Here is a 24,399-nt window from a genome sequence, read left to right as displayed (position 1 = left end):
TCCTCCCGTACGGTCGGCGCAACGACGCGCCGACGAGCAACCCGGCGAGGCCCTCCCTCGAGCTGATCGCCCGGCCACTCCCCAGCTCTCGACGTCGCGCCCGTGTGGTCGACTGGGGCCCGTGTACACCCGGGTCGTCGACGGCCGCGCCGCCGTGGTCCGGGAGGTCCGCGCCGCCGCGCCCCTCCTGGCCGAACGCGCCGTTCCCCTCCCCGCCCGCGGGCCGTGGCTCACCGCCGCACTGAACGCGCAGGCCGGCCGCCCGTTCGGGCGGGTCCGCCCGCACGCGGTGGTGGTGGAGCCGGACGCACACAGCCGTCCCGCCGGAGCGGCCCTGTTGTCGTTCCGGCGCCGCGGCGTCGGCACCGTGGTCGGCCTGCTGGGCGCCGAGCCCGGTCCGCTGCCGCCCGGGCGGCCACAGTCCCGGTTCCCCGCGCGGGACGACGACGTCGCCGAACGCCTCGCCGCGGGGGTGATCGGGCTGCTGGACCAGGTCCGCGGCCCGTGGACCCTCCGGCTGACCGGGCTGCCGCTCGGCGACCCGACGGTGCGGCACCTCGCCGCCGGGTTGTCGGACGCCCAGCTGGCCACCACGCGCAGCCGCCGGCTGGTCGACGAGCTGGACACCGTCGCCGACGTCTCCCGCAGCCGGGACCCGGGTGAGGTCGAGCGCTGGCTGCCGGCCGTGCTCGCTCAGCTGCCGCCCGCCCAGCGGACGTTCGTGCGCGCCGCGGCGCGGCTGCACGCCGCGATCGGTGAGCTGGAGGTCGCCGTCGTCCCGGCGGACGACGGGCGGCCGCAGGCCCTGCTGCTCACCCTGCTCGATCGCGGCGCCGCCGGGGAGGAGCGCTGGCCGTGGTGGGGGACCAGCGGGATCGGGGGCCTGCGCCGCGAGCTCGGGGCACCTTCGGGCACGTTGACCGCTGCCGCCGGCCTCAGCCAGCTGGGCCGCCGGGGCGCGCTCAGCCGGGGTGCTGCAGCCGGCTGACCCCACGCTCGGGTGCGGTGGTCGCGCTGTCCAGCCCGATGCGCACGACCCCGGTCGCCGGGGTGGTGCCGTCCCGGCGCGGGCCGTCGGGGGCGATCGAGGCCGCCAGCTGGTACGCCCGCCCGGTGTGGCTGGGCGCGCTGCCGTTCGGGCGCGTGTAGGTGGGGAAGAGGCCGGCCAGCTCGATGCGGTCGCCGTCCCGGGTGACCTGCAGCTCCGGGCTGGCCAGGTCGGCGTACTCGGTGATCGACCGGACGCAGCCGGCGGCCACCGGGTCGGCGGGGGGCTCGGTGGTCAGGCAGTTGTAGGTGGGCAGCCGGACGTGCGCCAGCGAGCGTCGGCCGTCGCTGGTGAGGCTGACGCTGGGGTAGGTGACGGTCAGCCCCACGGCCCGCTCCTCCAGCAGCACGCCGCCGAAGGTCGCCGTGGCCGCGATCCCGTCCGAGCCCAGCGGCACCGATCGGAAGGCGAGCGCACCCGCGCCCGTCTCGGCGGTCGGCGTGATCGGCGCGGTGACGGCCGGGTCCGGCGCCGTGGGGGTGGGCGCCGTGGGGGTGAGGGCGGGCGCGGTGCCGACCGGCGGGGCGGCGGAGGTGTCGTCGCCGGCCCGGCCGGTGGGGGCCCCCACCGCCACCGCCGCGAGGACCAGCAGCGCTGCGGCCGTCAGGGTGGCGACGGACGCGGTCGTGCGGGAGACGGCGCCCCCGGGTGTCCTGACCGGGGCGGCCGTCGCCCCCGTCCGGCTGGTCCGCGGCGGCACGGGTGCGGGGGAGCCGGGTGGGTCCGCCAGGAAGCCGGGCAGGTCGTCGAGCGCCTCGGCGTCGCCCTCGGTGTCCGCGCTCCCGGTCGCCCGCCCGGCAGCCCGTCCCCGGGTCAGCAGGGTCGAGGCCAGCGCGGCGCACAGCCCGGCGGCGAGGGCCAGCAGCACCGAGACGACCACCCACCGAGCGGTGACCGACGAGCCGGTGGTGCGGGCGGGCGATGCCTCCCGCCCCGGGTCGACGTCCACGATCTGCTCGTCGGTGCCGGCCTCGACGAGTCGGCCGACCACCGCGTTGGCGGCGGTCACCGCCGAGTCCCGGTCGGGCAGCGTCACCTGCACCACGACGGTGGCGGTGCCGGGCGGACGCTCGGCCTCGATGCCCTCCTGGAGCTGGGTCGGCGACACCTCGGCCAGCGCCGGCTCGTCCGCCTGCGCCGCGTCCAGGACCTCGGCGGACCCGGCGAGCGCGGTGTACCGGTCGGCCAGCAGCAGGGCGGCGTCCGCGCCGGCCTCGGTGCGGGGGGTCACGGTCAGGGTCGCGGTGGCCGTCGTCGTCCGGGGCTGGAGGGCGAGCAGCGCCAGGCCGGCGGCGAGGACGACCAGGACGACGACGACCCCGGTGACGGCTGCCCGCCGGACACCGTGCGGGCCGGACTGCTGCTTCGCTGCGCTCATCTCGGCGCCCAGCATGGCAAAGGGGCCCGGTGCGACCCGGTCAACCGGCGGGGTCGATCTCCTCGGGGTCCCGGCCCAGCAGCACCGCCACCTGGTCCACGACGACGTCGCGCACCAGGTCGGCGAGGTCGTCGCGGTCGGCGGCGCGGATCTCCAGCGGACGGCGGTAGACCACGATCCGGGCCGGGTGCTCCTGCCCGCCCTCCCGGTGCGCGGGCAGCACCCGGGCCAGCGGGACGCTGCCGTCCTCCAGCACGTCGGCGTCCAGCACCACGTCGTCCGGGCTGGTGTGGTCGACCCAGGGGACGTCCTCGACGGCGAACTCGACACCGGCGAGCTCGCGCTCCCAGCGGCGCTCCAGGTCCTCGACCGCGTCGAGGACCAGGTCGTCGAACTGCTCGGCGCGGCTGCGGGACAGCGGCACCGTCGGCGGCACGAGACGACCGCGCAGGCCGCGGCCATGACGGTCGCGCCGGGCACGGGCAGGGAGGCGGTCCATCGCGGCAGGAGCCTACGGCCTCACCGAGCTGCAGCGTCCGCGGCGACCGGCCGGGGACGCCGGGCGAGTGACGGCTGGGGCGGGAGTGCCGGGGTGGGGGGGAGGGGGTGGACGTGCGCGATCCGGTGCGCCTCCTCCCCAGACGGCGCCGGCTGCGGATAGTGTGCCCGGCGTGAGGAACCGGTGGTGAGGCAGTCACGTCGCTGTTCGCGCAGCGGCTGCGCGCAACCGGCGGCAGCCACCTTGACCTACGTGTACGCGGAGTCCACGGCCGTCGTGGGCCCGTTGGCGACCTACTCGGAGCCGCACAGCTACGACCTGTGCGAGTTCCACGCCGAGCGGCTCACGGTGCCGCGGGGCTGGGAGGTCGTCCGCCACGAGATCGACGCCGATGACGCCGGCCCGACCGGCGACGACCTGCTCGCGCTGGCCGACGCGGTCCGCGAGGCCGCGCGCCCGGAGCCCCCGCGCGACCCGGCCGACGACGGCAGCGGCACCCGCCGCGGCCACCTGCGCGTCCTCCCCAACCTCCCCTGAAGACCCCCTCCCGCCCGCTCAGGACGGGCCCCTGGACGGGGGCCGCGGGCTCGTGCGGCGTGCGGAGGACGGGGTCCTCATAGGATCACCCGCGTGGCAGACCTGACGTCGATCATCAAGGCCTACGACGTCCGGGGCCTGGTCCCCGAGCAGTGGGACGAAACCGTGGCCCGCGCGATCGGGGCCGCCTTCGCCGAGTTCGTGCACGCCGAGACGGGAGCGACCGCCGTCGTCACCGCGCACGACATGCGTGACTCCTCGGTGCCGCTCTCCCGGGCGTTCGCGGAGGGGGTCCTGTCCCGCGGGGTCGACGTCGTCGAGGCCGGGCTGGGCTCGACCGACCTGCTCTACTTCGCGGCCGGCTCCCTGGAGATGCCGGGTGCGATGTTCACCGCCAGCCACAACCCCGCCCAGTACAACGGCATCAAGCTGTGCCGGGCCGGCGCGGCGCCGATCGGCCAGGACTCCGGGCTGGTGCAGATCCGGGAGTGGGCCGAGCAGCTGGTCGACGGCACGGCCGTCTTCCAGCGGGACGTCACGCGCCTGGGCTCGGTGAGCACCCGGGACCTGGTCGCCGAGTACGCCACCCACCTGCGCGGCCTGGTCGACCTCTCCGGCATCCGGCCGCTGAAGGTCGTGGTCGACGCCGGTAACGGGATGGGCGGCTTCACCGTCCCCGTGGTGCTGTCCGGTCTCCCGCTGGAGATCGTGCCGATGTACTTCGAGCTGGACGGCTCGTTCCCCAACCACGAGGCGAACCCGCTGGACCCGGCGAACCTGGTCGACCTGCAGGCGGGGGTCCGGGAGCACGGCGCCGACATCGGCCTGGCGTTCGACGGGGACGCCGACCGCTGCTTCATCGTCGACGAGCGCGGCGAGCCGGTGAGCCCGTCGGCGATCACCGGGCTGGTCGCCGTCCGCGAGCTCGCCAAGGGCGCCGGGACGACGATCATCCACAACCTGATCACCTCCCGGGCGGTGCCGGAGATCGTGCGCGAGCACGGCGGGGAGCCGGTGCGCACCCGGGTCGGGCACTCCTTCATCAAGGAGGAGATGGCCCGCACCGACGCCGTCTTCGGTGGCGAGCACTCGGCGCACTACTACTTCCGCGACTTCTGGCGCGCCGACACCGGCATGCTGGCCGCGATGCACGTGCTGGCCGCGCTCGGCGAGCAGTCCCGCCCGCTGTCGGAGCTCACCGCCGCCTACGAGCGCTACGTGGCCTCCGGTGAGGTCAACTCGACCGTCGAGGACCAGGCCGGGCGGGTGGCGGCGGTCCGGGAGACCTACGGTGAGCGGGACGGCGTCACCATCGACGACCTCGACGGGCTCACCGTCTCCCTGCCCGACGGCTCGTGGTTCAACCTGCGGGCCAGCAACACCGAACCGCTGCTGCGCCTCAACGTCGAGGCGGCCGATGCGGCTCGGATGGCCGAACTGCGCGACGAGGTACTGGAGATGGTGCGGGCATGAGCAACGACACGCCGGCAGGCGCCACCGACCAGACGCTGGGCATCGAACCGGATCTCCTGGAGATCCTGGCCTGCCCGGACACCCACCACACGGCGCTGACCGTCGACGTCGAGGCGAGCGAGCTGGTCTGCCCGACCTGCTCCCGCGCCTTCCCGGTGCGTGACGGCATCCCGGTGCTGCTGCTCGACGAGGCCCGGCAGCGCCGCACATGACCTCGCCCGAGCTCGCCGAGGAGGTCCTCGACGACCTCGACCTGTTGCGTGCCCGCGACCCGCGGGGGCTGCTGCCGGCGGTGGCCGGAGCCGGCGCGCAGGTGCGAGAGACCGCGCAGCTGACCCAGGAGGCCGGGCTCCAGCGGGCGACCTCGGGGGGGCGCCCGCGCGGGCTGGTGATCGTCGGCCGGCGCGAGGGAGCGGTCGCGGCGTCGGTGCTGCGGGCGTTGCTCGGCCCGGCCAGCCCGGTGACCGTGGACGTCGTCCCAGGCCCGGACCTGCCGGTCTGGATGGGCCCCTCGGACATCGCGGTGGTGGCGACCCGCACCGGTGCCGGTCGGTACGCGGTCACCCCGGCCTACGAGGCCGCGCGGCGCGGCGTCGTGCTGGTCGGCATCGGCGCCGAGGACGCCCCGTTGCACGCGGCGTGCGCCAGCGCCCGGGCGCCGTACGTACCGCTGCCGACGTCCCGGGTGCAGCACACCGCGCTCTGGTCCCTGCTCACGCCCATGCTGCTGCTCGCCGCTGAGCTCGGGTTGGTCGCGCAGGACGCCGCCGACACCGAACTGGTCGCCGCAGCGCTGGACGAGGCAGCGGCGGAGTGCGGCCCGGCGCGTGAGTCGTTCGTGAACCCGGCGAAGACGCTGGCGCTGGAGCTGCTGGACGCGCTGCCGGTGATCGTCGCCGAGGGGCCGCTGGCCGGGGCCGCCGCCGGCCGCGTCGCCGACCAGCTGGCCACGCTGGCCGGGCTCCCGGTGACCGGTTTCCGGCTGCCCGACCAGCGGGTCGCTGCCCGCACGGTCCTCGGCGGGCCGCTGGCCCCCGCGGAGGGGCAGGACGACTTCTTCCGGGACCGGGCCGACGACGCCGGCCGCCGGCTCCGGCTGATCACCATCCGCGACGCGGACGCCGGCGAGCACGACGGCGGCGAGCGGGACCCGCGCTCGGCCGGCGAGGCCATGGCCGAGGTGCTCCGCACGGCCGCAGCGCACAACGTCCCGGTCAGCGCGCTGGCCGAGCACGCCGAGCCGGAACGGCATCCCCGGCTGGCGCGGCTCGCCCGGCAGCTGGCCGTCGCCGACTTCAGTGCCGTGTACCTGGCGCTGGCCCTGGACCACGAGCGGGCGCTGCACCCGTGACCGGCCGGATCCGTCGGTCGATCGACCATGGACCGGCTGGCGACCCGACTGCCCCGCGCGAGTGAGTGCCGTCCCCGTCGGCTCCAGCACGGGCCGGGCCGATCCGACGTCTGTCCCGTGACGTCCGCGCCGGTAACCTCAGCGTCGATGTGGCAGCTCAGCAGTCCGGTGCGGCACTACCCGTGGGGCAGTCGCACCGTCATCCCGCAGCTGCTCGGGCTCCCCTCGCCGGCTGACCAGCCGTACGCCGAGCTGTGGATGGGGGCGCACCCCGACGCACCCAGCGTGCTCTCCGACGGCCGGACCTTGACCGAGGCGATCACTGCCGACCCCGCAGGACTGCTGGGCCCGATGGTCCGCGAGCGGTTCGGTGACCGGCTGCCGTTCCTGATGAAGGTGCTCGCGGCGGACAAGCCGCTGTCGCTGCAGGCGCACCCGACCACCCAGCAGGCCGAGACGGGGTTCGCCGCCGAAGAGGCGGCGGGCATCCCGCACGACGACCCCACGCGCACCTTCAAGGACCCCTTCCACAAGCCGGAGATCCTGCTCGCGATCACCCCGGTCGAGGCGCTGTGCGGGTTCCGCCCGGTGGAGGAGTCGCTGCACTGTCTGGCCAAGCTCCAGCTGCCGGAGCTGATGCCGACCATCGCGGCCCTGGCCCGCGGTGGACTGCGGGCCGCCATCCCCCAGCTGCTGGCCCTCTCCAAGCGCCGGCGCGAGTCGCTGGTCCGCGCCGTGGCGGCCCGGGCGGCGTCCTTCGTCGCCGCACACGATCCCGAGTTCATCAACACCTATCGCTGGGCCGCGACCCTCGCCGGCACCTACCCCGGTGACCCCGGCGTGGTGATCTCGCTGATGTGCAACCACCTCCGGATCGCTCCGGGGGAGGCGGTCTTCCTGCCGGCCGGCAACCTGCACGCCTACCTCTGCGGGGCCGGGGTCGAGGTCATGGCGAGCTCGGACAACGTGCTGCGCGGCGGGCTCACGAGCAAGCACGTCGACCTCGCAGCGCTGATCGAGGTGCTGGACTTCACCGACGGCAAGGTGCCGGTGATCCACCCGGTGCTGGGTCCTGGCGGGCTGCGCTACCCGACGCCGGTCGACGACTTCGACCTGACCCGGGTGCAGGTCGACGTCGACCCGGGGCTGCTCACCACGGCCGGGCCGCAGGTGGTCCTGTGCGCGGAGGGCGACGCGGTGCTCACCGGCACGGACGGCGACCTGACGTTGCGGCAGGGGGAGTCGGTGTTCGTGCCGGCCGGGCAGGCGGTCACCGCCCGCGGGCCCGCGGTGCTCTACCGCGCCACCACCGCGCTGCGCTGAAGAAGGGCTCCACTGCCCCCCGCCACTCGCAGGCTCGCGGCGGGACCCTGCGGTGGAGCCGTTGCCGCACGGTCCCGTGCTCGCGGCGGTACCCTGGGCTACGGCACGAGCCCCGCCGAAGCCTCGGCATGCTCGCTCGCCCCGCACGAGCGGGGACACACAGCGACCGACAGAGCCCGCCCGTCCCGGGCAGGGCCGGACACTGGAGCGACATGACCGCCAGCACTGGCACCCGCACCCTGACCGACGGCGACTTCAAGGTCGCCGACCTCTCCCTGCACGGCTTCGGCCGCAAGGAGATCAGCCTCGCCGAGCACGAGATGCCGGGCCTGATGGCGCTGCGCGCCGAGTACGGTGACGCCCAGCCGCTGGCCGGGGCCCGCATCGCCGGCTCGCTGCACATGACCATCCAGACCGCCGTGCTGATCGAGACGCTGACCGCCCTCGGCGCCGACGTCCGCTGGGTCAGCTGCAACATCTTCTCCACCCAGGACCACGCGGCCGCGGCGATCGTCGTCGGCGACGGCACCCCCGAGGAGCCGACCGGCGTGCCGGTCTTCGCCTGGAAGGGCGAGACGCTGCCGGAGTACTGGTGGTGCACCCAGCGGCTCTTCGAGTTCACCGACGCCGACGGCACGATCATCGGGCCGAACATGCTGCTGGACGACGGCGGCGACGCGACCCTGCTGGTCCACCTGGGCACCCGCTTCGAGGCCGACGGCGTGGTCCCGGACAGCACCGAGGCCGACTCCGAGGAGTACGGCGTCATCCTCGACGTGCTGCGCGACAGCCTCAGCACCGACGCCCAGCGGTGGACCCGGATCGGTGCGGCCATCAAGGGCGTCACCGAGGAGACGACCACCGGAGTGCTCCGCCTGTACGAGCTCGCCCGCGAGGGCCGGCTGCTCTTCCCGGCGATCAACGTCAACGACTCGGTCACCAAGAGCAAGTTCGACAACCTCTACGGCGTCCGGCACTCCCTCATCGACGGGATCAACCGCGGGACCGACGTGATGATCGGCGGCAAGGTCGCCGTCGTCTGCGGCTACGGCGACGTCGGCAAGGGCTCCGCGGACTCGCTGCGCGGCCAGGGCGCCCGGGTCATCGTCACCGAGATCGACCCGATCAACGCGCTGCAGGCGGCGATGCACGGCTACGAGGTGACCACGCTCGACGAGGTCATCGGCAAGGCCGACATCATCATCACCGCGACCGGCAACAAGGACATCATCTCCGCCGAGCAGCTGGCCTCGACCAAGCACCAGGCGATCATCGGCAACATCGGTCACTTCGACAACGAGATCGACATCGCCGGCCTGACCCGTACCCCCGGCGTCACCCGGACGACGATCAAGCCGCAGGTCGACGAGTGGCGGTTCGCCGACGGCCACACGATCATCGTGCTCTCCGAGGGCCGGCTGCTGAACCTGGGCAACGCCACCGGGCACCCCAGCTTCGTGATGAGCGCGTCGTTCTCCAACCAGACGCTGGCCCAGATCGAGCTGTGGAACAACCGGGCCGCCTACGAGGGCCAGACACCCGGCGTCACCGTGCTGCCGAAGAAGCTCGACGAGCACGTCGCCCGGCTGCACCTGGACGCCCTCGGCGTCAAGCTCACCGAGCTGACCAAGGTGCAGGCCGACTACCTCGGCGTCCCGGTCGAGGGTCCGTACAAGAGCGACCACTACCGCTACTGAGGAAGGACCTGGCCGCCCCCCGCGACACGCTCCGCGCGCCGTGGGTCCCTGCGGCCAGGCCGCTCCAGCACGTCACCTGACACGGCTGTGAGCAGCATGTTCCGCCCCGTCCGGGGAAGTTCCCCGGGCGGGGCGGAGCGCTACCGGGGCTCCGTCGCGCAGAATGGGCTCGTGCCACCTTCAGCTCCCACTGCCGGGACCAGCCGCGGCCGCGTCCTCGTCGTCGACGACGACGCCGCCCTCGCCGAGATGCTGGGCATCGTGCTGCGCCGGGAGGGCTACGACCCGGCGTTCGTCTCCGACGGTGCACGAGCCGTGGCCACCTTCCAGCAGGTCCGCCCGGACCTGGTGCTGCTGGACCTGATGCTGCCCGGCCGCAACGGTCTGCAGATCTGCGCGGACATCCGCACCCAGTCCACCGTGCCGATCGTGATGCTGACCGCCAAGGGCGACACCATCGACGTCGTCCAGGGGCTGGAGGCCGGCGCCGACGACTACGTGACCAAGCCGTTCAAGCCTGTCGAGCTGGTCGCCCGGGTACGGGCCCAGCTGCGCCGCGGGGAGAACGGGCAGGCGGAGACCCTGGCGATCGGCGACGTCCAGATCGACGTCCCGGCCCACCAGGTCATCCGGGACGACGAGCCGATCGCGCTGACCCCGCTGGAGTTCGACCTGCTGGTGGCCCTCGCCCGCAAGCCGCGGCAGGTCTTCACCCGCGAGCTGTTGCTGGAGCAGGTCTGGGGCTACCGGCACGCGGCCGACACGCGGCTGGTGAACGTGCACGTCCAGCGGCTGCGCGCGAAGGTGGAGCGCGACCCGGAGAAGCCCGAGGTGGTCCTCACCGTCCGCGGCGTGGGCTACAAGGCCGGCCCGCCGTGACCAGGGCACCCCGCCGGTCGTGAGCACCTCGCCGGTCGTGAGCACCGCCACCGGGGAGCCGGCCGTCGACCGGGCCGGCGTGCCTGCACCGGGCACCGCCGCCGTCAGCCCGCCCGGGCCCCGGCCCGACCGTCGGCCGCCGTCCGGACGGGTGCGCCGCCGGGTGCGCCGGGCACGGCGGCGCGCACTGGTGGTCGGGGGGCGCGCCCTGCGCCGCGCGGTGCACGCCTGGCGGTCCTCGCTGCAGCTGCGGATCGGTGCGATCACCATGCTGGTCGCGAGCACCGTCGTGGTGATCGTGAGCCTGGTGCTGTTCAGCCAGATCAGCGACCAGTTGCTCCGGGTCAAGCGCGACGCCGCCATCGACCAGGTGCTGAACGGGGTGGCGTACGCCCAGACCGAGGTCAGCGGCATCGCCACCGGCGACTCGGCGAGCGTCCGGTCCACGCTGGCCCGCACCGTCGAGGGGCTGACGTCCCGAGGGGGCGCAGCCGGTGACTTCGACGTCGTGATGGTCTACGGCTCGGGCGACCAGGAACGCCCGGCGTGGAGCCGGCTCGACATCTACCCGGCCCTCCCTCCGGACCTGCGCGCCGAGGTGGCCGACGGGTCCCCGGCGTACCAGTACGCACCGGTCCCCGGCGGGCAGGGGGAGCCCGTGCCCACCCTGGTCGTCGGGGCGCCCGTGCCCACCGATGCCCGCAGCGGCGATCGGGTGGAGGTCTACTTCGCCTTCCCGCTGGACCAGGAGCAGGAGAGCCTGGGGCTGATCCGCAGCACCGTGGTGATCAGCGGGACCGCGCTCGTGCTCTTCGTCGTGGGCATCGGCGTCCTGGTGACGCGGCTGGTCGTCGGCCCGGTGCGCAGCGCCGCCGGAGGGGCGCAGCGGCTGGCGGCCGGGCACCTGGAAGAGCGCCTGGCCGTGCGCGGCGAGGACGACCTCGCGCGGCTGGCCACCAGCTTCAACGCGATGGCCGAGAGCCTGCAGAAGCAGATCACCCAGCTGGAGGGGCTCTCGCAGCTGCAGCAGCGGTTCACCTCCGACGTCTCGCACGAGCTCCGGACGCCGCTGACCACGGTGCAGATGGCGGCGGACGTGCTGCACGAGGCACGCGCGGACTTCGACCCGGCCGTCGCCCGCTCCGCCGAGCTGCTGCGCGCCGAGCTCGACCGGTTCGAGGGCCTGCTGACCGACCTGCTGGAGATCAGCCGCTACGACGCCGGTGCGGCGACGCTCGAGGCGGAGGCGCAGGACCTCGGCCCGTTGGTCGAGCGGGTGGCCGCCGGCATGACCGCGCTCGCCGAGCGGCACGGCTGCGCGCTGCAGGTCGACGTCCCGACGTCGCCGGTGATCGCGGAGGTGGACGGTCGACGGGTGGAGCGGGTGCTGCGCAACCTGATCGGCAACGCGATCGAGCACGGGCAGGGACAGCCCGTCGAGATCGCCCTGGCGGCGAACCGGTCGGCGACCGCGATCACGGTCCGCGACCACGGCGTCGGCCTGGACCCGGTCGCCGCCCAGCACGTGTTCGACCGCTTCTGGCGCGCCGACCCCTCGCGGATGCGCACGGTCGGCGGCAGCGGCCTCGGTCTGTCCATCAGTCTGGAGGACGCCCGGCTGCACGGTGGCTGGCTGCAGGTGTGGGGCCAGCCCGGGCAGGGCGCCCAGTTCCGGCTCACCCTGCCGCTGACCGCCGGCGGCGGGCTGGCCAGCTCCCCGCTCCCGCTGCGGCCGGCGCCGGCGCGGGTCGTCGGGGGTGCGTCATGACCGGGCGCAGCACCGACCGGCGCGCACTGCTGGTGGCGGTGCTCGCCGCGCTCCTGCTGGCCGGCTGCAGCACGGTGCCCAGCAGTTCCCCCACGGTGCGGATCACCCAGGCAGCCGCCCCGCCGGCCGGGGCCGTCGGCATCGAGCCGCCGGCGCCGGTACCGGGCGCGACGCCGGAGGAGGTCGTCCGCGGGTTCATCGACGCCAACGCCAGTACCGTCCGCAACCACCCGGTGGCCCGTCAGTACCTGACCGAGGAGGCCGCGACGGTCTGGGACGACAGCGACACCCTGACCGTGATCAGCGGTGACTACGCGCCGGTGCGCACCCAGCCCGGCGTGGTCGAGGTCACCGCTGCCGAGGTGGGCACCGTGGATGAACGCGGCAGCTTCACGGTCGGCACCGGCGAGGTCTACAACCGGGACTTCACGCTCACCGACGAGTCGGGGGAGTGGCGGATCAGCGACCCACCCGACGGGCTGCTGATGCTCGAGCCGGACTTCGCCCGCACCTACGAACCCGTCGACGCCTACTTCCTCGACCAGTCCGGCACCCGGGTGGTGCCCGATCCCCGCTACCTGGTCGAGGGCGGTGCCCAGCCGAACACGCTCGTGGAGCGACTGCTCGACGGCCCGTCCCCGCAGATCGCCGCCGGCGTGCTCAACCCGCTGGCCGGTGCGAAGCTGCGCAGCACGGTGAGCACCTCCGGTCGGACGGCGACGGTCGACCTCAGCTTCCCGGCCGACGTCGACGACGCGACCCTGCAGGCGGCCTCCGCGCAGTTGGTCTGGTCCCTGGACCAGCTGGACCTCACCTCGGTCGAGGTGCTGCGCGACGGCCAGGACCTCGGCCTGCCGGACGTGCCCGGACAGCAGCGGGTCGACGACTGGCAGCAGTACGACCCGGACGTCGTCCCGGCCGATGCCGTCGGGCACTACGTCGCCGACGGCGCGCTGCGTCGCGCGTCCGACGGCAGCGCCGCGCCCGGTCCCGCCGGCGAGGGGGTGTACGACCTCGACTCGGCGGCGGTCTCGGTCGACGGCCGGACCAGCGCGCTCGGGCTGACCGTGGGGGTGTCCACCTCGGTCTCGCCGTCCGGGTCGCCGGCCACGCTGTACGCCGGCCAGTACGGCGGCGAACTGACGCCCGTGCTGACCGGCGCGAGCTTCACCGAGCCGACGACGGCCGGCACCCGGGCGGAGGTGTGGACCGTCCGGGACGGCGGCGAGGTGATCCGGGTGCCCGATGGCGGTGCGCCGCAGACCGTCAGTGCCCCCACGCTGCCCGGGTTGGGCCGGGCGACCACGTTCCAGCTCTCCCCGGACGGCCTGCGGGCCGCCGTGGTGATCGACGGCCCCGAGGGCGGCCAGCTCTACGTCGGGACGGTCGTGCGGGCCGACGATGCGGTCAGCGTCCGGGACCTGCGCTCGGTGACCCCGTCGATCCGGCAGGTGGTGGACGTCGCCTGGCGGAACGCCGGGTCGCTGCTGCTGCTGGCCGGTGACCCGAGCACCGGGCGCACCGTGCCCTACGAGGTGGGCGTCGACGGCTGGGGGCTCACCGAGCTGACCACCGCGGGGCTGCCCGCACAGCCGACCGCCGTCGCGGCCGCGCCGGGGCGTCAGCCGCTGGTCAGCGCCGGCGGCACGCTGTGGCAACTGCCCGGGGGCAACTGGGTGACCGCGGTGCGGGGTGCCGAGCCGCTGACCGGCGGGGCGCCCTTCTACCCGATGTGACCGGACGGCGCTGGCCGTCGTCCCCACGGCGGACCCGGGTCCCCAGCTGTTCGTTGCCCCACCGGGGTGCGGCCCGGGACGGGCAGGCTCCCGGCATGGAACGGGACGCGGGCGGCGGTGTCACCGGGGTGCTGCGGGCCGGGAGCCGGGTGCTGGCCGACCTGGTGCTGCCGCGCAGCTGCGCCGGCTGCGCGCGGCCCGGTGACGTGCTGTGCCCGGACTGCCGTCGCCGGCTCACCCGGCCCCGGCTGGCCGAGCCGCGGCGGCACCCGCCCGGCTTCCCGCCGACCGTGGCGGCCGGTGCCTACGCCGGTCCGGTCCGCCCGGCGGTGCTGGCGTTCAAGGAGCACGGCCGCGCCGAGCTGGCCGGGCCGCTGGGCACGGCGCTGGCACTGGCGGTCGGCGTCGTGCTGGCCGGTGCGGCCGGGCCGGCGTCCGCACCGGTCGTCCTCGTCCCGGTGCCGAGCTCCGCGGCAGCGGTGCGTCAGCGGGGCCGGGACCATGTGCGGGAACTGGCCGACCGCGCCGTGGTCGAGTTGCGGGCAGCCGGGGTGCCCGCCCGGACGGCACCGGTGCTGGGGAGGCTGCGCGGACGGGCCGGGCGGACCCGGGACTCCGCCGGCCTGGACGCCGCCGCCCGGCGGGCGAACCTGGCCGGTCGGTTCCGGGTGCTGCCGGCCGGGCACGGCGCATGGGCCGGGGTGTCCGCCGGCAGCCGGCTGGTCCTGGTGGACGACGTCGTCACCAGCGGGGCGACCCTGACCGAGGGAGCCCGGGCGCTCGCCGGGGTCGGGGGCACGCCGAACCGGGACACGCCGGTGGTGGCCGCGGTCGTCGCAGCCACTCCACGGCGCGTGCAGCGACCGTTCACCCCGCCGCCACCTGGGGCGTTCACGGTGCGTGGTCGAGGTGGGGGTGAGCCGAGGCCGGCTTCCACTGTCGGGACCGGGACAAGGCGTCTAGCGTCGGGTTGATCACACCCCGCTCAACCGGGAGGTCCCATGGAGATCGTGGTCCGTGGTCGTAACGTCGAGGTGCCCGAGCACTTCCGCCAGAAGGTGGAGGACAAGGTCGGCCAGCTGGAACGGTTCGACGGCAAGGTCATCCGCATCGACGTGGAGTTGTTGCACGAGAAGAATCCTCGACAGGCAGCCAACGCCCAGCGCGTGGAGATCACGCTGCGGGGCAAGGGGCCGGTGGCGCGCGCCGAGGCGTCCGCTCCCGACTTCTACGCCGCACTGGAACTCGCGGCCGGCAAGCTGGAGAACCACATGCGACGGGCCAACGACCGCCGCCGCGTGCACCACGGCCGCCGTACGCCGCCCAGCGTGCGGATCGACAGCGTCCCCGCTGTCGAGGAGCCGGCGCTCCCCGCGGTGGGCACCACCCCGGAGCCGGCTGTGGACGGGACGTCCGCCGACGTCGAGGCCGCGCTGGCCGACGGGCCCCTGACGACCGATCTGGACGAGCACCTGCCCGGCCAGATCGTCCGGGAGAAGGTCCACCCGGCCACGCCGATGCACGTCGACCAGGCCCTCTACGAGATGGAGATGGTCGGCCACGACTTCTTCCTCTTCCTCTGTGCCGACACCGGGGTCCCCTCGGTGGTCTACCGCCGGCACGCGTTCGACTACGGGCTGATCCGGCTCGGCGCCCCGGCGACCGCCGGGGACGACGACGCAGCAGCCATCGCGGCGTCCGCGGCTGCGGGAGACCTCGAGCCCGCGAACGCCTGACCAGTCGCCCCGGCGAGCCGCCCTCCGCACCCGCGGAGGGCGGCTCGTCCGCGTCGCCTCCCTGCAGGGGGCCCGCCGCGAGCTTGCGAGTGGTGGGGGGCAGGGAGGTCCTTCTTCAGTCGCCGGGGAGCCGGGAGAAGATCGCGGCGTCGCCGCGGCTGCCGTCGCGGTAGGCGAGGTAGGAGCGCAGCACGCCCTCCGGGGTGAACCCGGCCCGGTGGGCGACTGCCTGGGAGCCGGTGTTGAGCACGTCGGCGACGAGGTACACCCGGTGCGCACCGAGCCCGATCGCCCACTCGGCCAGCGCATGCGCCGCTTCCGCGGCGTACCCGTTGCCGCGGGCCTCGGGGCTGATCCAGTAGCCGATCTCCGGGCCCATCGGGTGCTGGCCGATCCGGTGCACGCCGCTGGACCCGACGAGCCGCCCGTCGGCCTCGACCGCCACGGTCAGGCCGGTGCCCTCGCGCCGCATGGCAGGCGCCTCGCCGGTGACCCACCCGGCGGCGTCCGCGCGGGTGTAGGGCACCGACACCGCCGCGATCCAGCGCGCGATGTCCGGACTCTGGCACGCGGCCAGCACCGGGTCGACGTCGTCCGGGCGGAAGGGACGCAGCACCAGCCGGTCGGTGCGGACCACCTCAGTGGTCAGGTCGATGCCGCTCAGGTCCATCCCGTCAGCTCCCCTCCTGGCCCGGACCCCGCCAGCGTTCCGCGTTGCCCAGCACCCGGTCGACCGAGATCTCCAGCACGACCCGGGCCGGGTTGACCCGCGGCTGCTGGTAGCGGGCGGCGTACCGGGCCTCGGCGTCGGCGATGGACCCGGCGTCCTCGCGCACCGTCGCCGTCCCCTCCAGCGTCGTCCACACCTTGCCGTCCACCTGGCAGACCGCCACCCGGATCTGCCCGCCCCGTACGTGCCGGACCTTCGCCGAGGTCCCCGAGGTGATCACCCGGGCGATGCCGGTGGCGGCGTCCACGGTGACGCCGACCGGCACGACGTGCGGGCTGCCGTCGGCGCGCAACGTGGTCAGCGTGGCCAGGTGCCGCTCGGTGAAGAAGGCCACCACCCCGGGCCCGAGCAGCGCGCCAGAGGGGGAGTTCGAGGCGGAGGACACGTGGCGGAGGGTACGAGTCCGCGGGCCGGGACGCCGATCTCGGCCACGTCGGGACCGCTCCCCGGCCGCGCCGCCTACGCTGGGGGGGTGGTGTTCAACAAGATCCTGCGTGCCGGTGAGGGCAAGATCGTCCGACGGCTGACCAAGATCACTGACGCAGTCGAGGCCCTGGAGCCCGATGTCACCGATCTGACCGACGCCGAGCTGCGCGCGAAGACCGATGAGTTCAGGGCGCGCTACGGCGACGGGGAGACCCTCGACCACCTGCTCCCCGAGGCGTTCGCCGTGGTCCGCGAGGCGTCGACCCGCACGCTGGGCCAGCGGCACTACCGGGTCCAGCTGATGGGCGGTGCCGCGCTGCACCTGGGCAACATCGCGGAGATGAAGACCGGTGAGGGCAAGACCCTGACCGGTGTGCTGCCGGCCTACCTGAACGCGTTGAGCGGCGACGGCGTGCACGTGGTCACCACCAACGACTACCTCGCCCAGCGCGACGCCGAGTGGATGGGCCGGGTGCAGCGCTTCCTCGGCCTGTCGATCGGCACGATCGTCTCGGGCCAGCGCCCCGACGTGCGCCGCGAGCAGTACGCCGCGGACATCACCCACGGCACGAACAACGAGTTCGGCTTCGACTACCTGCGCGACAACATGGCGCAGAGCCGCAACGACCTGGTCCAGCGCGGGCACGCCTTCGCCATCGTCGACGAGGTCGACTCGATCCTCATCGACGAGGCCCGCACCCCGCTGATCATCAGCGGGCCCGCCGAGACCAGCGCCAAGTGGTACGGCGAGTTCGCCCGCATCGCCCCGCTGATGAAGCGCGACCGGCACTACGAGGTCGAGGAGGCGAAGCGGACCATCTCCATCAGCGAGGAGGGCGTCGAGTTCGTCGAGGACCAGCTCGGCATCGAGAACCTCTACGAGGCCGCGAACACCCCGCTGATCAGCTACCTGAACAACGCGCTGAAGGCCAAGGAGCTCTACAAGAAGGACCAGCAGTACATCGTCACCGACGGCGAGGTCCTCATCGTCGACGAGTTCACCGGCCGCGTGCTCTCCGGCCGGCGCTACAACGAGGGCATGCACCAGGCCATCGAGGCCAAGGAGCGGGTGAAGATCAAGGACGAGAACCAGACCCTCGCCACGATCACCCTGCAGAACTACTTCCGGCTCTACGAGAAGCTCTCCGGGATGACCGGCACGGCCCAGACCGAGGCCGCCGAGCTCTCCCAGACCTACTCGCTCGGTGTCGTGCCGATCCCGACGAACCGGCCGATGGTGCGCGCCGACCGCGCCGACGTCATCTACAAGACGGAGAAGGCCAAGTTCGACTCCGTCGTCGAGGACATCGCCGAGCGGCACGAGGCGGGCCAGCCGGTGCTGGTCGGCACGGCGAGCGTGGAGAAGTCCGAGCTGCTGAGCAAGTACCTCCTCAAGCGGGGCATCCCGCACGAGGTCCTCAACGCGAAGAACCACGCCCGGGAGGCGTCGATCATCGCGATGGCCGGGCGGCTCGGCGCCGTCACGGTCGCCACCAACATGGCCGGCCGGGGCACCGACATCCAGCTCGGCGGCAACGCCGAGTTCATCGCCGACGAGCAGCTGCGGGCCACGGGACTGTCCCCGGCGGAGACCCCGGCGGAGTACGAGGCCGCCTGGGACGACGCACTGGCGTCGGCCCAGGCGCAGGTCAAGGCCGAGCACGACCAGGTGACCGAGGCCGGCGGCCTGTACGTGCTGGGCACGGAGCGGCACGAGAGCCGGCGGATCGACAACCAGCTGCGTGGGCGGTCCGGGCGCCAGGGCGACCCGGGGGAGTCGCGGTTCTACCTGTCGCTGGGCGATGACCTGATGCGCCGGTTCAACGGCCCGATGCTCGAGTCGATGATGACCACGCTGCGGGTGCCCGACGACCAGCCGATCGAGTCGAAGATGGTCAGCCGGGCGATCCTGTCGGCGCAGACCCAGGTCGAGCAGCAGAACCACGAGGTCCGCAAGGACGTCCTCAAGTACGACGAGGTGCTCAACCGGCAGCGCACGGTCATCTACGACGAGCGGCGCAAGGTGCTCGACGGCGAGGACCTGCACGTGCAGGTGCAGACGATGGTCGACGACGTCGTCATCGCCTACGTCAGCGGTGCCACCGAGACCGGTTACGCCGAGGACTGGGACCTCGAGCAGCTGTGGAGCGGCCTCAAGGCGCTGTACCCGGTGGGCCTGGACCGGCAGGAGCTGCTCGACCGGGTCGCCGACGGCGACCAGGCCGCGCTGACCGCGGACGTGCTGAAGGAGGAGCTGCTCGCCGACGTGCACGCCGCCTACGCGACCCGTGAGGAGTCACTCGGCTCCGAGGTCATGCGTGAGCTCGAACGGCGGGTGCTGCTCACGGTGCTGGACCGCAAGTGGCGCGAGCACCTCTACGAGATGGACTACCTGCGGGCCGGCATCCACCTGCGCGCGATGGCCAACCGCGACCCGGTCGTGGAGTACCAGCGCGAGGGCTACGACATGTTCAACGCGATGCTCGACGGCATCAAGGAGGAGTCCCTCGGCTTCCTCTTCAACCTCGAGGTCAAGACCAAGGAGCAGCAGGCTGCGGAGGCCACGCAGAAGCAGGCCGCAGCCGAGGCGGAGGCGCTCGCCCGGGCGCAGGCCGGCACCGAGCGGGTGCTGGCCCGGCAGGCCGCAGCCCAGGCGGCGGCCGCTGCGCCGGCGGGGCCGTGGGCTCCCGCCGAGCCGGCCGCTCCCGCCGCCGAGCCGGCCGCTCCTGCCGTCCCGGCTGTCGCCGACGGCAACGGTGCTGCCCCGGCTGCCCCGGCGCCGGCGGCTGCACCGACGTCCGACGGCAACGGCAGCGGGACGACGACGAGCTCGGCCCGGCGCACCCGCAAGCCGGCCCCCGTCGCAGCTGCCGCACCGGAGACCGCTGCGCCGGAGACCGCCGCGCCGGAGACCGCCGCACCGGAGCCTGCAGGGGAGGCTGCCGCAGAGCCGACGGATGCCGCACCGGAGCTGGAGATCAAGGGCTTCGAGACGCCGGACCAGGGCGAGCTGACCTACAGCGCGCCCAGCCTCGACACCTCGGCCAAGGACAGCGGCCGGGCGAAGGCCGCGAAGACCGCGACCGTCACCGGCACCAAGGAGACCCCGCGCAACGCCCCCTGCCCCTGCGGTTCGGGCAAGAAGTACAAGCAGTGCCACGGCGTCGCACGCTGACGCACTGAACCCACCGACGCCCCGCCGACCACTGTGGTCGGCGGGGCGTCGGCGTGTGGTCGCGGCCCTGCTCACCGTCAGCCGATCTGCAGTGCCGTGCAGCGCCAACGCCCGTCGATCCCCTCCAGCCGTGCCGCGACCGCGTGCGCCCGCCCTCCCCGTCGTGCCACGGCGCTGATCTCGGCCACCCCGTCCACCGGTTCGCACACCCGCACCGAGCCCAGCAGCATCGGTGCGGTCCCCTCGGTGCACCAGCGCGGCCGGCGGCGACCGCTGAGGGCCTGGAAGAGCGCCGGGCTCACCAGTGACTGCAACTGGCCGATCGGCCGGCGGCCGGCGAACGCCTCGAGGGTGAGGGTGACCAGGCGCCGTCCGGCGGCCTGCGGGTCGGGCAGCTCGGCCCGGCGCGTCCAGGCCGGACCGAAGTCCGCCGCGCCACCGGCCGGCCGGGCCGGCTGGTCCAGGCGCGGCCGCGGGCCGGGCGGAGGTGTCGGCCGCGGTGTGCGCCGGCCCGGGACCAGCAGCCGCACCGGCACGCGCTGGTCCTCCAGCGGAGGTCCGGGCGTGGGGACGGCGACCAGGTGCAGCCGCCGGGGCACCGGCGCAGGCGCGGCGGTCAGCGACCCGGACGACGGGGGCGCAGGTGGTGCGGGGGAGAGGCTCGGCGAGGCGGTCATCGGTGTCTCCTCGGGACGACGGGGAACGGCGGATCGGGGTGGGCGGCGGCGTCAGGTCGGGGGCCGCAGCACCTGACCGGGCAGTAGCAGGTCCGGATCGGGGCCGATGACGGCGGCGTTGGCCTGCCACCACGCCTGCACGGCGGAGGCGATCTCGGCGTCGGCGACCGGGTGCCCCGGCTGACGACCGGTGAGCCAGTCGCGGGCGATGTCCCACAGGCAGTCGCCGCGGAGGACGACGTGCTCCCCGGCCGCTGGTCCGGGCCAGTCGGGGGCCGGGGGCGGAGGGCCCGCCACGTCGGTCTCCGGGCCGCCCGGCCAGTCGGCCTGCACCACGGGCGCGGGAGAGCCCGACGACCAGTACGTCCCCGGAGCGCTCGTCTCGGCCGAGGCGGTGACCAGTGGGCTCCCTCCGGCGGGCAGTGCGAGGGGTGCCGCCGTGCTGAGGCCGACGCCGATCGCGATGGCCGCGGCCCGCCGGGCGCCGGCCGGGAGCACGCCCCGCAGCAGCACCCCGGCCGTCCGGCCGGCCAGGCCCGGCGCGGCGCTCGCTGCGGTCAGCAGCAGGCCGAGCCCACCCCAGGCCCAGCACGCCCAGGCCAGCGCGGTCACCGCCACCAGCACGAGGGCGTCCGGCCCGGCGGTGTCGACCAGCCGTTGCGGGTCGGCCAGCCCAGTGCGGATCGCCCCCGGACCCGGGCCGAGCCAGCGCAGGCCGCCGGCGACGAGGACGAACGTCGTCGTCGTCGCCGTCCAGCGCACCGTGGACATGCCCACTCCGGTCACGACGACGACCAAACACCATCAACGAAAGCAAATGCAACCAAACGCAACGATCTGTGGACGGGCTAGCCTCCGTCCATGCGCTGGCAGCAGCTCTTCACCGACCTCGAGGCCCAGATGGCGGAGCAGGAGGCCGCCGTGGACCAGGCCGACGAGGCATCCCGGGCGCGCGCCGAGCACGGCCGGATCCGGCTGGCCGACCGACTGCGGGGCGCGACCGGGCGGGAGGTCTCCCTGAGCTGCGGCGCCGGTGAGCTCGCCGGCCGGCTGGCCGACGTCGGCGTCGACTGGGTACTGCTGGTCGATCAGCAGCAGCGTGAGGTGCTGGTCGCGCTGAGCGCGGTGCGCGCGGTGTCCGGGCTCACCGCCGTGACCGCCGCGGTCGCCGCAGAGGGTGTCGTCGACCGGTCGCTGGACCTGCGGCGGGCGACCCGGGCGCTGGCCCGGGACCGGGCCGCCCTGCACTGCCTGCTGGCGGACGGCGCCGTGCTGGCCGGCACGGTCGACCGGGTCGGCGCGGACTTCCTGGAACTGGCCGAGCACCCGATCGACGAGCCCCGCCGTCGTGGGGTGGTCACCGGGGTGCGGGCGGTCTCACTGGGCGCGCTCGTCGCGCTCCGGACGGCCGGGCCGGCGCGCGGCTGAGCACCCGGCGATCAGCTCAGCGGGGGGAGTCGACCTCGGCGTCGTCCGGGACCGGCTCCTCGGTGACGGCCGAGGAGCGCGCCTCGGCGTACTTCTGCTGGATGAACCGCTCCAGTTCGTCCTTCTCGACCCGCCACTGGCCCCGCCCGCCGATCTGGATGGCGATCAGCTCCTTGCGGCGCACCAGTGCGTAGGCCTGTGACCAGGAGACGTTGAGGATCTCCGCCACGTCGTCGAGGGTCAGGAAGCGCTGGGTGGCCATGGGGTCGGTGTTCTCCCGTCGAAGGTGCCCGCCAGTGTGGCAGTCGGGTGACAGCGGCCCGGACGGTCCACCCGAAGGTGTGGACAACGGCTGCGCACCGGCTCACCCCTCGGTCATGATCTCCCTCCGCGACCGCGTACGGCGAGGTCAGCCGGGTGACCGGCCCCAGACGGACAGACAGGCGAGGGATGACCGGGCGAGGGATGACCGACCGATGAGCGCGCCCACCGCGGCGCCGTCCGGCGCGCGCGCCGACACGGCACCACCCGGCCCGGCGGCCCGCCGGGTCCGCCCACCCCGCTGGCTGGACCTGCGGCTGGTGCTCGGGGTCCTGCTGGTCCTGGGCTCCGTGCTGGTCGGCGCCCGGGTGGTGACGGCCGCGGACGCGACCGTGCCCGTCTGGTCGGCGGCCGGTGACCTGGCGGCCGGCACCGTGCTGTCCGACGCCGACCTCGTGCCGGTCTCCGTCCGGCTGGACGACGTCGCGGAGGCCTACCTGGCCACCAGCACCCGACCCGCAGGTCGGGTGCTGGCCCGCGCGGTCCGGGCCGGTGAGCTCCTGCCGCGATCGGTGCTCGAGGAGGCCGGTGACCTGGTGCAGCTCGCGCTGCCGGTGCAGGCCGGCTACGTCCCGCCCGGGCTCGACCGCGGGCAGGTGGTCGACGTCTACGCCGTGGCCGACCCGGTGGTGGGCGGTTCCGCGCCAACCGGTGGCGGGGTGGACGTCGTCGTGTCCGGTGCACCGGTGCAGGCGGTCACCGGGCGCGGGGACGGCGTGCTCTCCACCGCCACCTCGACCGTGCAGGTGGTGGTCGCCGTGGCCGCCGAGGACGCTGCCGACGTGCTCGCCTCGATCAGGGGTCGGGGTCTGGTGGTCGTCGTCCGGAACTCCGTCGAGGCGACGGCCGGCCCCAGCGGCCCCGCGGCCGGGGCCGTCCCGGCCGGGCCGACCGACTGATGGCCCTGCAGGTCTTCACCGCGGTCACTGGCGCGTCGTGGGAGTCCGAGCTCGTCGGGGCGCTGGACCGTGAGGACCACGGGGTCACCGTCGTCCGGCGCTGCGTCGACGTTGCCGACCTGCTGGCCGCAGCGACGACCGGCACCGGCCAGGCGGCGCTCCTGTCGGCCGAGCTGCGCCGGCTGGACGGCGCGGCCGTCGCCCGGTTGACCGCGGCCGGCATCGCGGTGGTCGGGCTGGTCGAACCCGGCGACACCCGGGCGGCCGACCGGCTCCGCCAGCTCGGTGTCGTCCGGGTGCTGCCCGCCGACGCCCCGGCCGAGGAGATCGCCCGCGTGCTGCGGGACGCGGTCAGCGGTGGGCCGGTGGGCGGCCACGACGTCGGTGACCCACGGTCGGCACTGCCGGTGCTGGGGCTCCCGCCCGAGGAGTCGACCCGCCGGGCCGGCCGGGGACGGGTGGTGGCGGTCTGGGGGCCGACCGGGGCGCCCGGCCGCACCACCGTGGCCGTCGGGCTCGCGGACGAGGCGGCGCGGCTGGAGGTGTCCACGCTGTTGGTGGACGCCGACGTCTACGGCGGGGTGGTCGCCCAGGTGCTGGGCCTGCTGGACGAGTCACCCGGCGTCGCAGCAGCCGCCCGGCAGGCGGCGGCGGGGACCCTGGACGTCGCCGCGCTGGCGCGTCTGGCGTGGGCGGTGGACCCGCACCTGCGGGTGCTGACCGGCCTGGCTCGGGCCGACCGGTGGCCCGAGCTGCGGCCGCAGGCCGTCGCCGTGGTGCTCGAGGAGGCCCGGCGCCTGGCAGCGCTGACCGTGGTCGACTGCGGGTTCTGTCTGGAGGAGGACGAGGAGCTCTCCTTCGACACCGCCGCTCCACGCCGGAACGGGGCCACCCTCACCGTGCTGGAGGAGGCCGACGAGGTGCTCTGCGTCAGCGGCGCCGACCCGGTCGCCCTGCAGCGCACCGTCCGGGCACTGGCCGAGCTGCGCGAGGTGCTGCCCGCGGTGGAGCCGGTCGTGGTGGTCAACCAGCTGCGCCGGGGCCCGGTGCCCGGCGACGCGCGGCAGGAGATCACCGGCGCGCTGAGCCGCTTCGCCGGCCGTGAGGTCCGCGCCTTCCTCCCGGCCGATCGCCGGGCCACCGACGCGGCCCTGGCAGCCGGGCGGACGCTGGCCGAGGTCGCCCCCGCCTCCGCGCTGCGCACCGGCCTGCGCACGCTGGCCGCGCAGCTCAGCGGGGCCGCCGAGCCGGGCGGTCGCCGGCGGCGGCGCTCCCGCTGAGCGGCGCCGGCTTGGCGGCGGTGCTCCCGCGGGGCCGG

At 74.7% G+C, this 24,399-nt stretch carries 23 protein-coding genes; 16 read left to right on the top strand and 7 right to left on the bottom strand.

The window, feature by feature from the left end:
* Positions 1-121: 121 nt before the first annotated feature.
* Positions 122-988 (top strand): hypothetical protein, encoded by an 867-nt coding sequence (locus O2V63_RS18360; RefSeq protein ID WP_269168959.1) that lies wholly within the window; start codon positions 122-124, stop codon positions 986-988.
* On the opposite strand, the gene O2V63_RS18355 is transcribed toward O2V63_RS18360, so the two are convergent.
* Positions 963-2,426: a hypothetical protein gene (locus tag O2V63_RS18355; RefSeq protein ID WP_269168958.1), complete on the bottom strand. Its 1,464-nt coding sequence runs from the start codon at positions 2,424-2,426 to the stop codon at positions 963-965. The two genes, O2V63_RS18360 and O2V63_RS18355, sit on opposite strands and share 26 nt — an antisense overlap.
* A 40-nt stretch (positions 2,427-2,466) precedes the next feature.
* Positions 2,467-2,925 (bottom strand): metallopeptidase family protein, encoded by a 459-nt coding sequence (locus tag O2V63_RS18350; protein ID WP_036333828.1) that lies wholly within the window; start codon positions 2,923-2,925, stop codon positions 2,467-2,469.
* 183 nt (positions 2,926-3,108) lie between these two features.
* Here O2V63_RS18350 and O2V63_RS18345 point away from each other — a divergent pair, with 183 nt between their 5' ends.
* The 11 genes from O2V63_RS18345 (at position 3,109) to hpf (ending at position 15,425) form a co-directional block, all read left to right on the top strand.
* Positions 3,109-3,462, top strand: coding sequence for a DUF3499 domain-containing protein (locus O2V63_RS18345; protein WP_197058347.1), 354 nt, complete (start codon positions 3,109-3,111; stop codon positions 3,460-3,462).
* A gap of 93 nt (positions 3,463-3,555) precedes the next feature.
* Entirely contained in the window at positions 3,556-4,935 is a 1,380-nt protein-coding gene (locus O2V63_RS18340) for a phosphomannomutase/phosphoglucomutase (RefSeq protein WP_269168957.1), read from the top strand.
* Entirely contained in the window at positions 4,932-5,147 is a 216-nt protein-coding gene (locus O2V63_RS18335) for a Trm112 family protein (RefSeq protein WP_269168956.1), read from the top strand. The genes O2V63_RS18340 and O2V63_RS18335 overlap by 4 nt, the downstream gene beginning before the upstream one ends.
* Positions 5,144-6,286, top strand: coding sequence for an SIS domain-containing protein (locus O2V63_RS18330; RefSeq protein WP_269168955.1), 1,143 nt, complete (start codon positions 5,144-5,146; stop codon positions 6,284-6,286). The genes O2V63_RS18335 and O2V63_RS18330 overlap by 4 nt, the downstream gene beginning before the upstream one ends.
* Positions 6,287-6,433: 147 nt before the next feature.
* A complete protein-coding gene (manA, locus tag O2V63_RS18325; RefSeq protein ID WP_269168954.1) occupies positions 6,434-7,609 on the top strand; it encodes a mannose-6-phosphate isomerase, class I in 1,176 nt (391 codons plus the stop codon).
* Between the two features lie 212 nt (positions 7,610-7,821).
* On the top strand, positions 7,822-9,306 hold the full coding sequence (ahcY, locus tag O2V63_RS18320; RefSeq protein WP_269168953.1) for an adenosylhomocysteinase: 1,485 nt from the start codon (positions 7,822-7,824) through the stop codon (positions 9,304-9,306).
* A gap of 171 nt (positions 9,307-9,477) precedes the next feature.
* Positions 9,478-10,185, top strand: coding sequence for an MtrAB system response regulator MtrA (gene mtrA / locus O2V63_RS18315; RefSeq protein ID WP_269168952.1), 708 nt, complete (start codon positions 9,478-9,480; stop codon positions 10,183-10,185).
* A 19-nt stretch (positions 10,186-10,204) separates the two neighbouring features.
* Entirely contained in the window at positions 10,205-11,953 is a 1,749-nt protein-coding gene (gene mtrB / locus O2V63_RS18310) for an MtrAB system histidine kinase MtrB (protein ID WP_269168951.1), read from the top strand.
* Positions 11,950-13,689 (top strand): LpqB family beta-propeller domain-containing protein, encoded by a 1,740-nt coding sequence (locus O2V63_RS18305; RefSeq protein WP_269168950.1) that lies wholly within the window; start codon positions 11,950-11,952, stop codon positions 13,687-13,689. Before mtrB ends, O2V63_RS18305 begins: the two co-directional genes overlap by 4 nt.
* Before the next feature lie 95 nt (positions 13,690-13,784).
* Positions 13,785-14,663: a ComF family protein gene (locus O2V63_RS18300; RefSeq protein ID WP_269168949.1), complete on the top strand. Its 879-nt coding sequence runs from the start codon at positions 13,785-13,787 to the stop codon at positions 14,661-14,663.
* Between the two features lie 27 nt (positions 14,664-14,690).
* A complete protein-coding gene (hpf, locus tag O2V63_RS18295) occupies positions 14,691-15,425 on the top strand; it encodes a ribosome hibernation-promoting factor, HPF/YfiA family (protein ID WP_269168948.1) in 735 nt (244 codons plus the stop codon).
* A 115-nt stretch (positions 15,426-15,540) separates the two neighbouring features.
* On the opposite strand, the gene O2V63_RS18290 is transcribed toward hpf, so the two are convergent.
* Both O2V63_RS18290 and O2V63_RS18285 read right to left on the bottom strand, forming a co-directional pair.
* Positions 15,541-16,095: a GNAT family N-acetyltransferase gene (locus O2V63_RS18290; protein ID WP_269168947.1), complete on the bottom strand. Its 555-nt coding sequence runs from the start codon at positions 16,093-16,095 to the stop codon at positions 15,541-15,543.
* Between the two features lie 4 nt (positions 16,096-16,099).
* Positions 16,100-16,540 carry a PPOX class F420-dependent oxidoreductase gene (locus O2V63_RS18285; protein ID WP_269168946.1) on the bottom strand — a complete coding sequence of 147 codons (441 nt, stop codon included), beginning with the start codon at positions 16,538-16,540 and terminating at the stop codon, positions 16,100-16,102.
* An 87-nt stretch (positions 16,541-16,627) separates the two neighbouring features.
* Between O2V63_RS18285 and secA the strand changes: the two genes are divergently transcribed.
* Positions 16,628-19,756: a preprotein translocase subunit SecA gene (gene secA, locus O2V63_RS18280; RefSeq protein WP_269168945.1), complete on the top strand. Its 3,129-nt coding sequence runs from the start codon at positions 16,628-16,630 to the stop codon at positions 19,754-19,756.
* A gap of 77 nt (positions 19,757-19,833) precedes the next feature.
* Here the strand turns inward: secA and O2V63_RS18275 are convergent, their stop codons facing one another.
* Positions 19,834-20,433 (bottom strand): Rv3235 family protein, encoded by a 600-nt coding sequence (locus O2V63_RS18275; RefSeq protein WP_269168944.1) that lies wholly within the window; start codon positions 20,431-20,433, stop codon positions 19,834-19,836.
* 51 nt (positions 20,434-20,484) lie between these two features.
* Positions 20,485-21,204 carry a LysM peptidoglycan-binding domain-containing protein gene (locus O2V63_RS18270; RefSeq protein WP_269168943.1) on the bottom strand — a complete coding sequence of 240 codons (720 nt, stop codon included), beginning with the start codon at positions 21,202-21,204 and terminating at the stop codon, positions 20,485-20,487.
* Positions 21,205-21,294: 90 nt separating this feature from the next.
* Between O2V63_RS18270 and O2V63_RS18265 the strand changes: the two genes are divergently transcribed.
* A complete protein-coding gene (locus O2V63_RS18265; RefSeq protein WP_269168942.1) occupies positions 21,295-21,861 on the top strand; it encodes a hypothetical protein in 567 nt (188 codons plus the stop codon).
* 16 nt (positions 21,862-21,877) lie between these two features.
* Here O2V63_RS18265 and O2V63_RS18260 read toward each other — a convergent pair whose 3' ends face one another.
* Positions 21,878-22,123, bottom strand: coding sequence for a helix-turn-helix domain-containing protein (locus tag O2V63_RS18260; RefSeq protein ID WP_269168941.1), 246 nt, complete (start codon positions 22,121-22,123; stop codon positions 21,878-21,880).
* Positions 22,124-22,337: 214 nt separating this feature from the next.
* Between O2V63_RS18260 and O2V63_RS18255 the strand changes: the two genes are divergently transcribed.
* Entirely contained in the window at positions 22,338-23,081 is a 744-nt protein-coding gene (locus tag O2V63_RS18255; protein ID WP_269168940.1) for an SAF domain-containing protein, read from the top strand.
* Positions 23,081-24,361 (top strand): AAA family ATPase, encoded by a 1,281-nt coding sequence (locus O2V63_RS18250; protein WP_269168939.1) that lies wholly within the window; start codon positions 23,081-23,083, stop codon positions 24,359-24,361. Before O2V63_RS18255 ends, O2V63_RS18250 begins: the two co-directional genes overlap by 1 nt.
* Positions 24,362-24,399 lie beyond the last annotated feature (38 nt).

The organism is Modestobacter sp. VKM Ac-2977 (assembly GCF_026968045.1).
Classification (GTDB): Bacteria; Actinomycetota; Actinomycetes; order Mycobacteriales; family Geodermatophilaceae; genus Modestobacter.
Note: the sequence above shows the minus strand (reverse complement) of the source record. Positions and strands in the feature narration are given on the sequence as shown.

What these genes read in the sequence shown, in the direction of transcription:
- O2V63_RS18290 (WP_269168947.1), bottom strand. Translation starts at nt 16,095, where the DNA reads ATGGACCTGAGCGGCATCGACCTGACCACTGAGGTGGTCCGCACCGAC.
- O2V63_RS18300 (WP_269168949.1), top strand. Translation starts at nt 13,785, where the DNA reads ATGGAACGGGACGCGGGCGGCGGTGTCACCGGGGTGCTGCGGGCCGGG.
- O2V63_RS18355 (WP_269168958.1), bottom strand. Translation starts at nt 2,426, where the DNA reads ATGAGCGCAGCGAAGCAGCAGTCCGGCCCGCACGGTGTCCGGCGGGCA.
- manA (WP_269168954.1), top strand. Translation starts at nt 6,434, where the DNA reads ATGTGGCAGCTCAGCAGTCCGGTGCGGCACTACCCGTGGGGCAGTCGC.
- ahcY (WP_269168953.1), top strand. Translation starts at nt 7,822, where the DNA reads ATGACCGCCAGCACTGGCACCCGCACCCTGACCGACGGCGACTTCAAG.
- O2V63_RS18275 (WP_269168944.1), bottom strand. Translation starts at nt 20,433, where the DNA reads ATGACCGCCTCGCCGAGCCTCTCCCCCGCACCACCTGCGCCCCCGTCG.
- O2V63_RS18260 (WP_269168941.1), bottom strand. Translation starts at nt 22,123, where the DNA reads ATGGCCACCCAGCGCTTCCTGACCCTCGACGACGTGGCGGAGATCCTC.
- O2V63_RS18305 (WP_269168950.1), top strand. Translation starts at nt 11,950, where the DNA reads ATGACCGGGCGCAGCACCGACCGGCGCGCACTGCTGGTGGCGGTGCTC.
- O2V63_RS18350 (WP_036333828.1), bottom strand. Translation starts at nt 2,925, where the DNA reads ATGGACCGCCTCCCTGCCCGTGCCCGGCGCGACCGTCATGGCCGCGGC.
- O2V63_RS18255 (WP_269168940.1), top strand. Translation starts at nt 22,338, where the DNA reads ATGAGCGCGCCCACCGCGGCGCCGTCCGGCGCGCGCGCCGACACGGCA.
- hpf (WP_269168948.1), top strand. Translation starts at nt 14,691, where the DNA reads ATGGAGATCGTGGTCCGTGGTCGTAACGTCGAGGTGCCCGAGCACTTC.
- O2V63_RS18270 (WP_269168943.1), bottom strand. Translation starts at nt 21,204, where the DNA reads ATGTCCACGGTGCGCTGGACGGCGACGACGACGACGTTCGTCCTCGTC.
- O2V63_RS18335 (WP_269168956.1), top strand. Translation starts at nt 4,932, where the DNA reads ATGAGCAACGACACGCCGGCAGGCGCCACCGACCAGACGCTGGGCATC.
- O2V63_RS18250 (WP_269168939.1), top strand. Translation starts at nt 23,081, where the DNA reads ATGGCCCTGCAGGTCTTCACCGCGGTCACTGGCGCGTCGTGGGAGTCC.
- O2V63_RS18330 (WP_269168955.1), top strand. Translation starts at nt 5,144, where the DNA reads ATGACCTCGCCCGAGCTCGCCGAGGAGGTCCTCGACGACCTCGACCTG.
- O2V63_RS18265 (WP_269168942.1), top strand. Translation starts at nt 21,295, where the DNA reads ATGCGCTGGCAGCAGCTCTTCACCGACCTCGAGGCCCAGATGGCGGAG.